The following is a 13,610-nucleotide window of genomic DNA, read 5'->3' on the forward strand; positions in this document are numbered from 1 at the left end:
CTCACCGCTCGACCGTCAACCCCAACGCGCCCTCCGCAAACCGTTGCACCGCATCCGATCCGCTCGCGAGCGCGTCCTCGTGGCCGGTCCGCGCCCAGCCGGTGAGGGTCGCGGAGTCCCCGGACGGAGTGAGCCCCACCTCGGCGAGCAGTTCGCCGGTGTTGGGCTGGCAGATCGCCCACGAATAGTGCTCGTCGCTCAACCACTGCGCGGTTCGGCGGGCGACATATTCGGGTTCGGCGATTCCACCGTCCGCGAGCGCCGGACGATCGTCGACCCGTTCGTCAGCCCGCAGCGCGCGCAGGTACCAGCCACCCGCATTGACCTCGACAGGTTCCACGTCAGCGGTCCCGGTCTCGGCGGCGATCCCGGCCGTGGCGGTCGTCGCGGGTGCCGAACAGGATGGCGCCGGCGGCAGGGATCATCAGGAAGAACAGCCAGCTGTTGTCGACAGGGACGACGAAGAACAGCACGAGAGCGACCAGCGGGATCACCGACATCACGATGCGGCGCCAGTTCTGGTCGTTGTCGGCGCCGGCCGACTCGGCCTTGGCGGGCGTGCCGACCGTGGTCGCGGGGAGGTCGGTGAACACTCGATCGAGCTCGCCGCGGGTGGTGGCATTCGTGACCGCGCGACTGCGCTCGTCGAACTCGGGGACCGTCAGACGGCCCGCCGCGAAATGTTCGCTCAACACGTTCAGGGCCTGCTCACGTTCGGCAGTGCCGATACGGATCTCGGGAACGTCAGACATGCGTACAGACTACTGTGAGTCCTTCTCGACCCCGGGGGCCGAGAAGGACTCACGAGTGGTGCAGACGCCTATTTCAGTTCGGCGAGGACGGTGCCCTGGGTGATGGCGGCGCCGGGTTCGACGGCGAGGCCGGTGACGACGCCGGCCTTGTGGGCGTTGACGGGGTTTTCCATCTTCATGGCCTCGAGGACGGCGATGAGGTCGCCCTCGGCGACTTGTTGGCCTTCTTCGACGGCGACCTTGACGACGGTGCCCTGCATGGGGGCGGTGACGGCGTCACCGGAGGCGGCGCCGCCGTGGGCGCCGCCGCGGGTGCGGGCCTTGGGCTTCTTGCGGACCGCCCCGGGTGCGGCACCGCCGCCGGTGCCGAGGGTGAACTGGCCGGGCAGGGACACCTCGACGCGGCGGCCGCCGACCTCGACGACGACGTTCTGCCGGGGCAGGGTTTCGTCCTCGTCGATCGGCTGGGTGCCGGTGAACGGTTCGATCTGGTTGTCCCATTCGGTTTCGATCCACTTGGTGTAGACGTCGAATGAGGTGCCGTCGCCGATGAAGGCGGGGTCGGAGACGACGGCCCGGTGGAACGGGATGACGGTGGCCAGGCCTTCGACCTGGAATTCGGCGAGGGCGCGGCGGGCGCGGGCCAGGGCCTCGTCGCGGGTGGCGCCGGTGACGATGAGTTTGGCGAGCATGGAGTCGAACTGGCCGCCGATCACCGAGCCGGTTTCGACGCCGGAGTCCATCCGGACGCCGGGGCCGGTGGGGGGCACGAACTTGGTGACCGGGCCGGGGGCGGGCAGGAAGCCGCGGCCGGCGTCCTCGCCGTTGATGCGGAATTCGAAGGCGTGGCCGCGGGGGGTGGGGTCCTCGGTGAGGTCGAGGCGTTCGCCGTTGGCGATCTTGAACTGTTGCAGGACCAGGTCGATGCCGGCGGTTTCCTCGGTGACGGGGTGTTCGACCTGCAGGCGGGTGTTGACCTCGAGGAAGGAGACGGTGTCGCCCTGGACGAGGTATTCGACGGTGCCGGCGCCGTAGTAGCCGGCCTCTTTGCAGATGGCCTTGGCGGAGGTGTGGATGCGGTGGCGTTGGTCGTCGGTGAGGAACGGGGCGGGGGCCTCCTCGACGAGTTTCTGGAAGCGGCGTTGCAGGGAGCAGTCGCGGGTGCCGGCGACGATGACGTTGCCGTGCTGGTCGGCGATGACCTGGGCTTCGACGTGGCGGGCCTTGTCCAGATACTGTTCGACGAAGCATTCGCCGCGGCCGAACGCGGCGACGGCCTCGCGGGTGGCGGAGTCGAACAGTTCGGGGATTTCCTCGATGGTGTGGGCGACCTTCATGCCGCGGCCGCCGCCGCCGAACGCGGCCTTGATGGCGACGGGGACCCCGTATTCCTGGGCGAAGGCGATGACCTCGTCGGCGTTCTTGACCGGGTCCTTGGTGCCGGCGGCCATCGGGGCCTTGGCTTTTTCGGCGATGTGCCGGGCGGTGACCTTGTCGCCGAGGTCGCGGATCGATTGCGGGGAGGGGCCGATCCAGATCAGGCCGGCGTCGATCACGGCCTGCGCGAAGTCGGCGTTCTCGGAGAGGAAGCCGTAGCCGGGGTGGATGGCGTCGGCACCGGACTTGGCGGCGGCGTCCAAGATTTTGTCGAACACCAGGTAGGACTCGGCGGAGGTCTGCCCGCCGAGGGCGAATGCTTCGTCGGCCAGGCGCACGAACGGGGCGTCGGCGTCGGGTTCGGCGTAGACGGCGACGCTGGCCAGGCCGGCATCGGCGGCGGCCCGGATCACCCGCACTGCAATCTCACCGCGGTTCGCGACGAGCACCTTCGTGATGTGCGCGCTGGCATGACTGGGCACTGAGCCTCCTGTGGTTCGCATGGTCTGTCTCCGCGGTGGCTCCCGTGGGTGTCACCAGCGGTCGTTTACGGCGTCACTTCGGAGTCTAGGCACCGAACCGATCCGTGTTGTCACCGGACCGAAATTTCCCGGTCAGGGCTGTCCGACGCTTCGCAACCCTACCGATGGGTAGCTGGTTGAAACCTGTTCCAGTTGCCGGCGGAGGCTTCCGACCCACGTGTGGACGCTCGCGGCAGCGATGTCGTTGCCCGGATATCGGACCGCCAGATTGACGCCTCGGGGGGTGCGATTGATCCACGCGTACACGTCGTGGGTGTACTGCCGACTCCGCAGCGCCCGGGCGTTGCGCTCGTGCCAGCGGCCTGCTTCGGGCACGAACCTGACGTCCATGTAGGAGACGACGAAGCGCGGCCGGATGGGGATGTCGAGTTCCTTCTCGATCCGGTCGAACGGGACCACCGAGATCGGTTTCGTCCGGGCCACGCTCTCGGCGGCCTCGCGGGCGACGGCGGCGAAGTCGTCCGACGTCACCTCGAAGTCGATCGGGCTCAGACCCACGAACCATCCCAGCGCGGACGCCCACTGCGGGGAATGCCGCGTATGGACCGGAGTGACCGTCCGAAAGCGTTGATGCCCCGCCACTTCCGACCCGGCCATCCCCAGACACGCGAGCAGGCCGGGGAAGAAACCCACATCCGCTTCGCGGCACGCCGAGTTGAACGCCGCAGCCTGGTCGGCATCGAGAATCCAGGCAGACAGGTTCTGCTGGGCGTACGAGGTGCGCGGGCCGACCTCGAGCGGGAACTCGGGGAGTCCCGGTCCCTCGAGTGCCGACCGCCACACGTCGAGCGCCTCCCGTTTGACCTCGGCGTCGGTGGAGTTCTCACGTTCCTCACGCCCGAAGTCGATGTAGCTGCCGACGGGGAACAGGTTGGCCGTGCGACCGGACAGTGCCTCCTCGTACAGGGCGGTCAACTCGTGGGCGACGAGCACGATGGAGAACCCGTCGATGATCGAGTGGTCTGCCGCGAAGAACACCGTGAATCGGTCGCGTTGGACGGTTTCGAGCGTCGCGAAGACGTACGACGGCCAACTGTGCGGCGAGGCGTACTCGTCGAACAGTTGCTGCAGGTGCGCGAAGTTGTCGCCGCCGGCGGCGTCGTACCCGTGGCTGACGACCCCGACGTGCAGCCCGCCCTGCGGCACGGTGCGCCGGCTAACGCGCTCGGTCTCCGCGTCGAACGCCGTGTGGGAGCGCAGCACCTCGTGACGATCGGTCCACTTCTCCAGCGCCGACCGGAAAGCGGTGACGTTCAGCGTGCCGTGGATCTCGAAGGCGGTGCCCAGCCAGGATTCGCGACCACCGGAGTCGGAGCACCGGCGCAGGTGCGCCTCGTGGATGTACGAGGCCGGGCGGGGATCGTCCACCCATTCCGAGCGGGCGCACGGCAACCACTCGGTGAGCGCGCCCACCGGAACGGGGTAGTCGGCAAGTTCGGTGAATTCCATCAGTGTGTGTTCAGACCCTGCCTAGCCGCGAAGATGCCGCTTGATTCGCGCGAGCATCGCGGACATGCCGCGCAGTCGCAGGGGACTGACGGCGTCGGCGAGCCCGAGCGCGGAATAGAAATCGTCCGGAACGCCGAGGATGGTGGCAGCACTGTGCCCGTCCAGGCCCTGGTGCAGGATCGACGCGAAACCCCGCGTCGTCGGCGCTTCCGCGGGCGCGCTGAAATGCAGACGCACGTGTTCCGGATCGGAGTCGTCGACCGACAGGAAGAGCGGAGACTGGCACTCGGGCACCGGTTCCATCGCGTCCTGCTCGAGTTCGGCAGGCAGAGGCGCCAGTTCGCGGCTGAACTCGAGCAGCAACTGCAGCTTGTCCGAGCCGTCGACGGCAGCGAAGTCGTCGACGATCTCGGCAAGCGAATCGGGTAGTTCGGTCATGACGATGCGCCGGGAACGTCTCCCGGCTCTTCACCCCTGACGATCGGAACGCGAACCATGTTGCCCCACTCCGTCCACGAACCGTCGTAGTTGCGGACGCTGGGGTAACCGAGCAGGTGGGTGAGGACGAACCAGGTGTGGCTGGAACGCTCACCGATGCGGCAGTACGCCACGATGTCGTCGTCGGCGGACACGCCGCCGTAGATCTCGTTCAGTTCACCGCGCGAGCGGAAACGGCTGTCGGGGGCTGCGGCCTTGGCCCACGGAATGCTCAGCGCGCTCGGGATGTGGCCGCCGCGCAGCGCGCCCTCCTCGGGGTAGTCGGGCATGTGGGTGCGTTCGCCGGTGTATTCCTGGGGCGAACGCACGTCGATCAGCGGACCCTTGCCGAGGTGATCGAGCACGTCGTCCTTGAACGCGCGGATCGGGGCGTCGTTGCGCTCGACCACCGGGTAGTCGGTGGGGGAGGTCTCGGGGACGTCGAACGCGGTGTCCCGGTTCTCGGCGATCCACGCGTCGCGGCCGCCGTCGAGGAGACGGACGTCCTCGTGTCCGAACAGCGTGAACACCCAGAGGGCGTATGCCGCCCACCAGTTGCTCTTGTCGCCGTAGATCACGACGGTGTCGTCGCGGCTGATGCCCTTGCGGCTCATCAGGTCGGCGAACTGCTCGCCGTCGATGTAGTCACGGGTCACCGGATCGTTGAGGTCGAGGTGCCAGTCGACCTTGACGGCGCCGGGGATGTGGCCGACGTCGTAGAGGAGCACGTCCTCGTCCGACTCCACCACCTTGAGGCCGGGTGTGCCCAGATTCGCGGACAGCCACTCCGTCGACACGAGCCGACCGGGGTTGGCGTACTCGGCGAAGGACTGGGTTGGATCTGGCGCTACGGGCACGGGTGGGCTCCTGGGGCAGATGCGACGGGGACGGCGTCAATTCTAGGCGGACGCCGGAGGTTCTTCCGACCGGCGTTCACACTTACCTTCCGTGGACGGTGAGGGAGGCCGGCCGGACGCGTAGATTCGCACCCGAACGGAGGCCTCATGCCCGACATCTCGACGCGCGCCGACCTGGAACTGCTGCTCCGGCACTTCTACGGCCGGGCATTCGCCGACCCGGTCCTCGAGCCGGCCTTCGAGACGCTCGCGGTGATCGGCATGGACGACCACCTGCCCGTCATGTGCGACTTCTGGGAGACGATCCTGCTGCGCACCGGCGTCTACCGAGGCAGCGCGTTCGCCGTGCACCGGGCGCTGCACGGCCGGCACGGATTCACCGACCGGCACTTCGACCGCTGGGTCGAACTGTGGTCGTCCAGCGTCGACGAGTTGTTCGCAGGCGACGTCGCGGGGCGGGCCAAGGTCGAGGCCGGCAAGATTGCCCGCGCGATGCGGCGACGACTGTTCGAGCCTCCGGCGGTCAGACGACCGGAGTGCCTTCCAGGTTCAGTTGACTGGTGAGCTCCGCGATGGGAGTGACGCCGTTCTCGCAGATGTCGTGCATGATCTCCCGCAACCGCACCAGGAATTCCGTGACCGCGCGGCGTGCCGTCGCCGTCTCCGGGAACCGCGACCGCAGCGCGAGACCCCGCTGGGTGCGGGAGATCCAGAACTGCGCGTCGTCCGCGACCGTCACGTTGCTGATGTGGTGTGCGTTCAGCTCGTCGTGATCGTCGGTGCCGGGCAGTCTGCGGTAGTCGATGTACGAGACCATGAACACGTCGGTGCGGGTGCGGCGGTATCCGTCACCGAGCGCCTCCCGCACCTGGGCCATCGTCACACCCTTGAGCGTGAGGGCTGTGCGGAACGAGGCGTGAGTGTGCGCCAGGGAGGACTGGAAGTCGCAGTCGGGGGTCAGTTCGACCGTCAGCGGCGCGCTCGTCGTGAGCCACCCGATCGCATTGGCCCACTGCGGGTCCTGGCGAATGTGCAGCGGAAACTGCAACGGCATCCGGGAGATGCCGTTGATCGAGTGCACTGCCATGCCCATCGCGGTGAGCGTCCCGGTGAACAGGCTTCCACCCGAGTCCAGGCAGATTTCCTCGAACCGCTCGGTGTCGGCGGCGTCGAGGAGGGGCCGGACGTCCGCTCCCTGTGGTGCAGGCCTGCCCGCTTCGACACCCAGATCGAGCGGGAAACTGGGCGCGGTGCCGCCGCAGCGTTCGTAGAAGCGTGCCCATTCGCGCACCCGGGGGTCGCCGATCTCGGTGACGGGCGTCTCGGCCTCGAGTTCGCAGTACCGCAGGAAGCTCCCGGGATCGCCGAGTTCTTTCGTCAGGTCCGCTTCCGTGAGTTCGGCCGAGCCGCCGAGCCCGGTGAGTCGCTGGTAGATCTGCCGGAGTTCGCCCAGCGCGATGACGAGCGAGTATCCGTCGACGAGAGTGTGATCGAACGCACTGACCACGGTGTAGTGCGAGTCGCGCTCGATGGTGGCGAACAGGTACGCGGGGAAGGTCAGCGGGTCGCACGCCTCGGTGAACCGGTACCGCAGATGGTCGCGGAGCTCGTGCGGTGACGTCGTCACCGAGGACTCGGACGCGACGACGGTGATGTCCTCGGGGTCGAGATCCACGCGCGCCATCGCGTCCGGGCTCACGTCGAAGCCGGTTTGCAGCGTGTCGTGCCGGCGGATGAAGTGCACCAGTGCCTGCGCGAGAGCATCCCGGTCGAGTCGCCCGGGAAGGTCGAAAGCTGCTGCCATCCATACGCTTCGGCCGACGCCGTGGGTGCGGGCGGTGTCGAGATGGAATTGCTGGTTGTACGACGGCGGCACCGCGGACGGGGAGACCTTGCCCGGCGCGACGGACCATTCCGTCACCAGGCCGGGTTCGAGCATGTACCGGTCGATCGACGTGACGTGCACTACTCCACCCCTGCGGCAGTCGCGGAGTCCGCCGCCGGCGCGAACGATGTCACCGTGTAATCGCCCTCGCGGGCAACGGTTTTCATGATGGCCGACAACCGTTCCGCATATGCGGTCACGGACCTGTGCGCCTCTTCGGTATCGGGGTGCGAGACGGCCATCCACGTGCCCTCGAGCATGCGGTTCACCCAGATCGACGCGATCTGCGTGGCCTTGCCGCCGACGATGCCGGTCGCCCGGGTCGACGTGAAACTCTCGGTCTGCGGCAACCGCCTGCCGTCGATGTACGACACGATCGGCGGCGGTGCGAGTGTTGTGGCATGTTGCGACATCGCCTCGGGGCCGGCGTGAGCGACCACGGTGTCGATCACCTGCTGCACGGACACCTCGCCGAGTGCCTTGCCGGACCGGTAGGCGTCCTGCGCGCGCTGGGCAAGGCCCGTGAACGTCGTGGCGTCCTCGAGGGCGAACCCGACCGGAATGAGATTGATGAACCACCCCTGGGACCAATAGAACTGCGGGTCGTTGCGAGTGGTGAGGGGCGACAGCGCCATGTAGCGGTCGCGCCCGACCAGTTCGTGTTCGGTGATGGCGAGGGCCGCGAACACGCCGCCGATGAAGTTGGAACCGTGGGCCTTGCACACGGCACCGAACCGCTCGCACTCGTCGGCGTCGGCGAGGTCGAACCGGCTGCCGATGGCTGGTTGGGGTTCGTCGGAAGCGCCGAGGTCGAGGGGAAAGCTCGGGAAGGTCCCGCCGTTTCGGGTGAGGTGACCGATCCAGCCGTGGACCTCGGGGGAGGCGAGGGTCAGCGTCGCCGCCTTCTCCCGTTCCCGCCGGCTGTATTCCACGTAGCTGCCCGGGTCCGGCAGTTCGGGCTCCTCGCCGTCGAGTTCGGCCTGATAGATGGTCCGGGTCTCGGCGAACGTGAGGATCATCGACTGCATGTCGGTGTGCGCATGATCGACGGCATGGAACAGGGTGAAGCTGTCCTCGCTCCCGGGCGCCCCGGTGTCGTAGTGCTCGACCACCCCGAACACGAATGCGGGCCAGGCCAGCGCGCTCGTATCGTTCGCGAAGCGCGCGGCGACGTGGTCACGGACCTGCTCAGGGGTGGTGAGGGTCTCGCCCTCGTGCGCTGTGAGCGCGATGGAGCCTGCGGGCACGACGTGCCGTCGGACGGCATTGGTGGTGTCCGTGGGGTCGGCGTCCGCGTTCTCGAACGAGAACCAGCTGTGCAACGTGTCGTGCCGCAGGACGTAGCGCTCCAGGGTTCGCGTCATCGCGGCGATGTCGAGGCGACCGGGGAAGTCGAAGGCGATGCCGATCCACGGGGACTGCGTCTCGCCGTTGTTCGCCGCCAGCCGAGCCCGGCGCAGGTGCCGCTCCTGCATGGTGGTCGGCAGTGCCGGATCCACCGGCGCATCGGCAGCCGCTCGTGCACTCGCGTCCGTGACTTTCCACTCGACGACCCTCCCAGGCTCTGGCTTCCAGTGGGTGATCAAGTTCAAGTCCATCGAGCGGCTCCTGGTCGGATTCGAGTTGCGAGTTCGGTCGGGTGTGGCACGGACTTTCTCGCAACAGGATGCGGCACCGAGTGCCTTACCGCGAGAGGTAAAGAAGTATGAGACTGATTACAGGTCGGTCCCGGTCCCGTCAAGTGTCGGGCAAAAGGGTTCTACGCTGCAAGTTCTTCGCGTATTATCCAGCAACCTTTGAACTACCTCACAGCATTCTGTGAGGTTCGAGCCGCTAGCCTGTCCGGATGCTTGTGACTCAGCGTGACGCACTCTATCGAGGCGAACTCGGTCGCTGGGTCCCGTGGCTGGGTCTGGCCACCAGTCTCGCCGCCGTGTTCATGCAACTCCTGGACGCGACCATCGTCAACGTCGCGCTTCCGAGCATCGCGGTCGATCTCGGCGCCTCGGTGTCGGCGCAGCTGCTGATGGTGAGCGTCTACACGCTGTCGTTCGCATGTTCGCTGATCACAGGGGCGCGGCTGGGGGATCTGCTCGGCCGACGACGGGTCTTCCTCACCGCACTGGCCGCCTTCATCGTTGCCTCTCTGCTCTGCGGACTGGCCCAGTCGCCGACCGCGCTCGTCGTGTCGCGGGCGTTGCAGGGCCTCGCGGCGGGGTCGATGTCGGCTCAGACGTTCGCCATCATCTCGGGACTCTTTCCGAAACGCTCGCACCCGCGCGTATTCGGAATCTACGGCGCGACCATCGGGCTCGCCACAATCTGCGGTCCGCTCGTCGGCGGACTTCTCATCCAATGGGATCTCTTCGACTGGGGCTGGCGGCTGATCTTCTTCGTCAATCTCCCGATCGGGTTCGCGGCCCTGGTCCTCGGTTACTTCTATCTCGTCGACGCGAAGCCCGACGGCATCCGCCGGCTCGACGTGGGCGGCGCCGTGCTGTCGGCGCTCGGACTGTTCCTCCTGATCTTTCCGCTCGCGGAGGGCCGGGAACGCGGCTGGCCGACGTCGCTCGTGGTGATGCTGCTGTGTTCGGTACCGGTCCTGATCGCGTTCGTCGTCTACGAGTGGCGGCTCGGGCGCCGCGGCGGCGACCCGGTTCTGCGCCTCGAGCTGTTCACCGACCGCGCGTTCTCGCTCGGCGCGGCCATCGCGTTCGTGTTCTTCGGGACTCTCACGTCGTTGATCTTCACCATCTCCCTCACCCTGCAGTTCGGGTTCGGGTTCTCCCCGCTCAGGGCCGGGGTGATGACGCTGCCGTGGGCGCTGGGAACCGGGCTCGCCGCGCTGGCCTCCGCTGCCGTGTACCGGCGCATCGGCAACCTCGTCCTGCCTCTCGGGATGCTGCTCTTCGCCGGCTCCCTCGTCGTGCTGGCGGCGCAACTGCAGCACGAGGGCACCGATCCGCGGTGGTCGGCGCTGGCCGGGCCGCTGTTCATCGGGGGAGCCGGGCTAGGGCTGTTCGTGGCGCCACTGCAGACGGCGATCCTCGCGACCGTGCAACCGCGGAACGCCGGGTCGGTGTCGGGGCTGCTCCCGACCGTCCAGCAGGTGGGTAGTTCGATCGGCCTCGCGGTGATCGGCGTCGTGTTCTTCAACCTCGTCGCGACGCAGTCGGCGGACGCGGTGCAAGCCGAGCGGCCTGCGTTGACCGCGCAACTCGCCGAGGCCGGGGTGCCGCCGGCGCTGATCCCGCGCGCCGAGGACACGTTCGTGCGCTGCGCGACGGAGCAACTCGGGTCCACGTCCCCGATGAAGGTGCCCGACGAATGCCGTTCGCCGGCATCCGGGGGTGCGGCGCTCGGCGCCGCTCAGCAGCAAACCGCCGACTCCGCTGTGGTAGCCGCACGGGAATCGACCCGATCAGCGGCAGGCGAGGCGTTTCTCCAGGCAGAGCGCCGCATCCTGTGGATCATCGCGGCCGTCGCGGCGGCTATCGGTGTGGCGTCGTTGACGCTTCCGCGCCGGAACCTGTCGGTCGACGAACAGTCAGTCGACGCGGCCTGACGACGCCCACAGCTCGGCGACGCCGACACCGACCTCCGCGAGCAACCTCCGGACGAGCGGCAGGCCGATACCGATCACGCTGGACGGATCGCCCTCGATGCGGTCCACGAACCAACCCCCGAGGCTGTCCAGAGTGAACGCGCCCGCGACCTGCAATGGCTCCCCGGTGGCGAGGTAGGCCTCCAGATCGGCGTCCGGCGGGCTCGCGAAATGGACGACGGTGGCGCTGTGATCGTGTGCGTCACCCACCACCGCGCCCTCCGCGATCCGCAGGACGCTGTGCCCGGTGAGCAGGGTCGCGCTACGGCCGGCCATCGCCGACCACCGCGCGCGGGCGACGTCGACGGTTCCGGGCTTGCCCTGCAGGGACCCGTCGATCAGCAACATGGAGTCGCATCCGACGACGACGGCGTCCGAGATCCCGTCCCGCGCGAGAACAGGGAGGACGTCGCTGGCCTTGGCGCGGGCCAGTTCGGTGACGACGTGCTCGGGGGCTGCGTCGGCACCGAGTGCCGCGATGACGGCATCCTCGTCGACTCCGGAGACTCGCACGATCGGCTCCACCCCGGCGCTGCGCAGAACAGCCAGCCGCGCCGGGGAAGCCGAGGCGAGAACGAAGGACGTCACCGGATCCTGATCAACGCCGGTACGCCGACACGTTCGGGAACGCGTACGGCGAGAACGGCGCGACGCTCCGGTGCATCCGCGTCGGGGCGCCCCAGGACTCGGGCGGGACGTGCGAATCCGGTTCACCGCTGCCGGCGGCGGCGACCGCGGACAGCACCGCGACGAGCGCCGCGATGTCCTCGTCGGACGGTGAGCCCTTGACCACCTTCAGGAAAGGCTCACGGGCCGCGTCGGCGGCTGTCCCGTCCGTGTCAGTCGGCAAGTCGGTGGCCGCACCGTCCGCGAGCGTGGTGTCCGCTGCGGAACCGTTGACTGACGACGTCGCGTCCGAACCTGTCGCGGTGCGCACGTCGTCCTCGGTGATAGCGGTCATAGGGGGATGTTCCCATGCTTCTTGGGCGGGAGGGTGACCATCTTGCGTTCGAGGAGGCGCAGGGCGGCCACGATCTGTCCGCGGGTGTGGGACGGGGGGATGACGGCGTCGACGTAGCCGCGTTCGGCGGCGACGTACGGGTTGACGAGGGTGTCCTCGTATTCCTGTTGCAGTTGCAGGCGCAGGGCGTCGACGTCGTCGCCGTTGCGGGCGGCCTCGAGGAGGCGTTTGCGGTAGACGAAGCCGACGGCGCCGGAGGCGCCCATGACGGCGATCTGGGCGGTGGGCCAGGCGAGGTTGACGTCGGCGCCCATGTGCTTGGAGCCCATCACGTCGTAGGCGCCGCCGTAGGCCTTGCGGGTGATGACGGTGATCTTCCCGACGGTGGCCTCGCCGTAGGCGTAGAGCAGTTTCGCGCCGCGGCGGATGATGCCGTTGTATTCCTGGTCGGTGCCGGGCAGGAAGCCGGGGACGTCGACGAGGGTGATGATGGGGACGTTGAACGCGTCGCAGGTGCGCACGAAGCGGGCGGCTTTTTCGGAGGCGTCGATGTCGAGGCAGCCGGCGAAGACGGTGGGCTGGTTGGCGACGATCCCGACGCTACGGCCGTCGACGCGGCCGAAGCCGACGACGATGTTGCCGGCGCGTTCGGCCTGGACCTCGAGGAATTCGTCGTCGTCGAGGATGCGGCGGATGACCTCGTGCATGTCGTAGGGCTGGTTCGCCGAGTCCGGGATGAGGGTGTCGAGTTCGAGGTCCTCGGCGGTCAGCGAGTCGTCGATGGAGCCGGTGATCGGGTCGGTGGGCAGCATCCGGGGGGCCGCGGCCTGATTGTTGGACGGCAGGTAGGACAGCAGGTCCTTGACGTAGTCGAGGGCGTCTTGTTCGCCGGAGGCGACGTAGTGGGCGACGCCGGACTTGACCATGTGGGTGTGCGCGCCGCCCAGATCTTCCATGGTGACGTCTTCGCCGGTGACGGTTTTGATGACGTCGGGGCCGGTGACGAACATCTGGGAGGTCTGGTCGACCATGACGACGAAGTCGGTCAGGGCGGGGGAGTAGACGTGGCCGCCGGCGGCGGGGCCCATGATCAGGGAGATCTGCGGGATGACCCCGGAGGCCTGGACGTTGCGGTGGAAGATTTCGCCGTAGAGGCCGAGGGAGACGACGCCTTCCTGGATGCGGGCGCCGGCGCCTTCGTTGATGCCGATCAGGGGGCGCCCGGTTTTGAGGGCGAGGTCCATGACCTTGACGATTTTTTCGCCGTAGATTTCGCCGAGGGAGCCGCCGAAGACGGTGGCGTCCTGGGAGAACACGCAGACGTCGCGGCCGTCGACGGTGCCGTAGCCGGTGACGACGCCATCGCCGACGGGGCGGTTGTCGGCGAGGCCGAAGTTCACCGAGCGGTGCCGGGCGAGGGCGTCGAGTTCGACGAAGCTGCCCTCGTCGAGCAGGGCGGTGATGCGTTCGCGGGCGGTGAGCTTGCCCTTGGCGTGGACCTTTTCGACCGCGGCTTCACCGCTCGGGTGCTGCGCCTCGGCCTGACGATTACGCAGGTCGGCGAGCTTTCCCGCCGTCGTGTGAATATCGGGCGTACTCGCCGACTCCGCCGCGCTCGGCTCCTGAACAGTGGTCATGACAGGTCAGCTTAACGAGAGCCGGCGAGCTTCTGCCAAGGGAGGTGGTCAGGCGGCGGGTTGCCCGGA

At 68.0% G+C, this 13,610-nt stretch carries 13 protein-coding genes; 2 read left to right on the plus strand and 11 right to left on the minus strand.

The annotated features are described in order from the left end of the window. Position 1: 1 nt before the first annotated feature. From PSR88_RS31995 to PSR88_RS32020, 6 genes are all read right to left on the minus strand, one after another. Positions 2 to 340 carry a hypothetical protein gene (locus PSR88_RS31995; RefSeq protein WP_009479487.1) on the minus strand — a complete coding sequence of 113 codons (339 nt, stop codon included), beginning with the start codon at positions 338 to 340 and terminating at the stop codon, positions 2 to 4. Position 341: 1 nt separating this feature from the next. Further along, positions 342 to 752, minus strand: a complete 411-nt coding sequence (locus tag PSR88_RS32000; RefSeq protein WP_011598232.1) for a DUF1707 domain-containing protein — start codon at positions 750 to 752, stop codon at positions 342 to 344. Positions 753 to 820: 68 nt separating this feature from the next. Further along, a complete protein-coding gene (locus PSR88_RS32005) occupies positions 821 to 2,611 on the minus strand; it encodes an acetyl/propionyl/methylcrotonyl-CoA carboxylase subunit alpha (protein WP_342338679.1) in 1,791 nt (596 codons plus the stop codon). Positions 2,612 to 2,743: 132 nt separating this feature from the next. Further along, the gene (locus tag PSR88_RS32010; RefSeq protein WP_016883193.1) at positions 2,744 to 4,120 is read right to left on the minus strand and encodes a condensation domain-containing protein; all 1,377 of its coding nucleotides are present in this window, start codon (positions 4,118 to 4,120) and stop codon (positions 2,744 to 2,746) included. 21 nt (positions 4,121 to 4,141) lie between these two features. Continuing rightward, complete coding sequence (locus PSR88_RS32015) at positions 4,142 to 4,558, minus strand: SufE family protein (RefSeq protein ID WP_009479492.1); 417 nt, start codon at positions 4,556 to 4,558, stop codon at positions 4,142 to 4,144. Further along, positions 4,555 to 5,454 (minus strand): sulfurtransferase, encoded by a 900-nt coding sequence (locus PSR88_RS32020; RefSeq protein WP_011598236.1) that lies wholly within the window; start codon positions 5,452 to 5,454, stop codon positions 4,555 to 4,557. Before PSR88_RS32020 ends, PSR88_RS32015 begins: the two co-directional genes overlap by 4 nt. A 147-nt stretch (positions 5,455 to 5,601) precedes the next feature. Between PSR88_RS32020 and PSR88_RS32025 the strand changes: the two genes are divergently transcribed. Next, positions 5,602 to 6,018 carry a group III truncated hemoglobin gene (locus tag PSR88_RS32025; RefSeq protein ID WP_016883192.1) on the plus strand — a complete coding sequence of 139 codons (417 nt, stop codon included), beginning with the start codon at positions 5,602 to 5,604 and terminating at the stop codon, positions 6,016 to 6,018. On the opposite strand, the gene PSR88_RS32030 is transcribed toward PSR88_RS32025, so the two are convergent. Beyond that, the gene (locus tag PSR88_RS32030) at positions 5,978 to 7,420 is read right to left on the minus strand and encodes a condensation domain-containing protein (RefSeq protein ID WP_016883191.1); all 1,443 of its coding nucleotides are present in this window, start codon (positions 7,418 to 7,420) and stop codon (positions 5,978 to 5,980) included. The two genes, PSR88_RS32025 and PSR88_RS32030, sit on opposite strands and share 41 nt — an antisense overlap. Next, the gene (locus PSR88_RS32035; protein WP_029539459.1) at positions 7,420 to 8,937 is read right to left on the minus strand and encodes a condensation domain-containing protein; all 1,518 of its coding nucleotides are present in this window, start codon (positions 8,935 to 8,937) and stop codon (positions 7,420 to 7,422) included. The genes PSR88_RS32030 and PSR88_RS32035 overlap by 1 nt, the downstream gene beginning before the upstream one ends. Positions 8,938 to 9,185: 248 nt before the next feature. Here PSR88_RS32035 and PSR88_RS32040 point away from each other — a divergent pair, with 248 nt between their 5' ends. Next, positions 9,186 to 10,904: an MFS transporter gene (locus tag PSR88_RS32040; RefSeq protein WP_016883189.1), complete on the plus strand. Its 1,719-nt coding sequence runs from the start codon at positions 9,186 to 9,188 to the stop codon at positions 10,902 to 10,904. Here the strand turns inward: PSR88_RS32040 and PSR88_RS32045 are convergent. Genes PSR88_RS32045 through PSR88_RS32055 form a run of 3 tightly spaced genes read right to left on the minus strand, consistent with a single transcriptional unit; the run spans position 10,887 to position 13,541 of the window. After that, the gene (locus tag PSR88_RS32045) at positions 10,887 to 11,531 is read right to left on the minus strand and encodes a Maf family protein (protein WP_009479497.1); all 645 of its coding nucleotides are present in this window, start codon (positions 11,529 to 11,531) and stop codon (positions 10,887 to 10,889) included. The two genes, PSR88_RS32040 and PSR88_RS32045, sit on opposite strands and share 18 nt — an antisense overlap. A gap of 10 nt (positions 11,532 to 11,541) precedes the next feature. Next, positions 11,542 to 11,904: an acyl-CoA carboxylase subunit epsilon gene (locus PSR88_RS32050; RefSeq protein ID WP_016883188.1), complete on the minus strand. Its 363-nt coding sequence runs from the start codon at positions 11,902 to 11,904 to the stop codon at positions 11,542 to 11,544. Further along, complete coding sequence (locus PSR88_RS32055; protein WP_342338683.1) at positions 11,901 to 13,541, minus strand: acyl-CoA carboxylase subunit beta; 1,641 nt, start codon at positions 13,539 to 13,541, stop codon at positions 11,901 to 11,903. Before PSR88_RS32055 ends, PSR88_RS32050 begins: the two co-directional genes overlap by 4 nt. Positions 13,542 to 13,610 lie beyond the last annotated feature (69 nt).

Source organism: Rhodococcus sp. DK176, from assembly GCF_038447315.2.
In the GTDB taxonomy this organism is placed as follows: Bacteria; Actinomycetota; Actinomycetes; order Mycobacteriales; family Mycobacteriaceae; genus Rhodococcus_F; species Rhodococcus_F jostii_A.

Bases quoted from the DNA above. Each gene is read 5' to 3' on its own strand.
- PSR88_RS32000 (WP_011598232.1), bottom strand. From the start codon at position 752: ATGTCTGACGTTCCCGAGATCCGTATCGGCACTGCCGAACGTGAGCAG.
- PSR88_RS32010 (WP_016883193.1), bottom strand. From the start codon at position 4,120: ATGGAATTCACCGAACTTGCCGACTACCCCGTTCCGGTGGGCGCGCTC.
- PSR88_RS32015 (WP_009479492.1), bottom strand. From the start codon at position 4,558: ATGACCGAACTACCCGATTCGCTTGCCGAGATCGTCGACGACTTCGCT.
- PSR88_RS32025 (WP_016883192.1), top strand. From the start codon at position 5,602: ATGCCCGACATCTCGACGCGCGCCGACCTGGAACTGCTGCTCCGGCAC.
- PSR88_RS32035 (WP_029539459.1), bottom strand. From the start codon at position 8,937: ATGGACTTGAACTTGATCACCCACTGGAAGCCAGAGCCTGGGAGGGTC.
- PSR88_RS32040 (WP_016883189.1), top strand. From the start codon at position 9,186: ATGCTTGTGACTCAGCGTGACGCACTCTATCGAGGCGAACTCGGTCGC.
- PSR88_RS32050 (WP_016883188.1), bottom strand. From the start codon at position 11,904: ATGACCGCTATCACCGAGGACGACGTGCGCACCGCGACAGGTTCGGAC.
- PSR88_RS32055 (WP_342338683.1), bottom strand. From the start codon at position 13,541: ATGACCACTGTTCAGGAGCCGAGCGCGGCGGAGTCGGCGAGTACGCCC.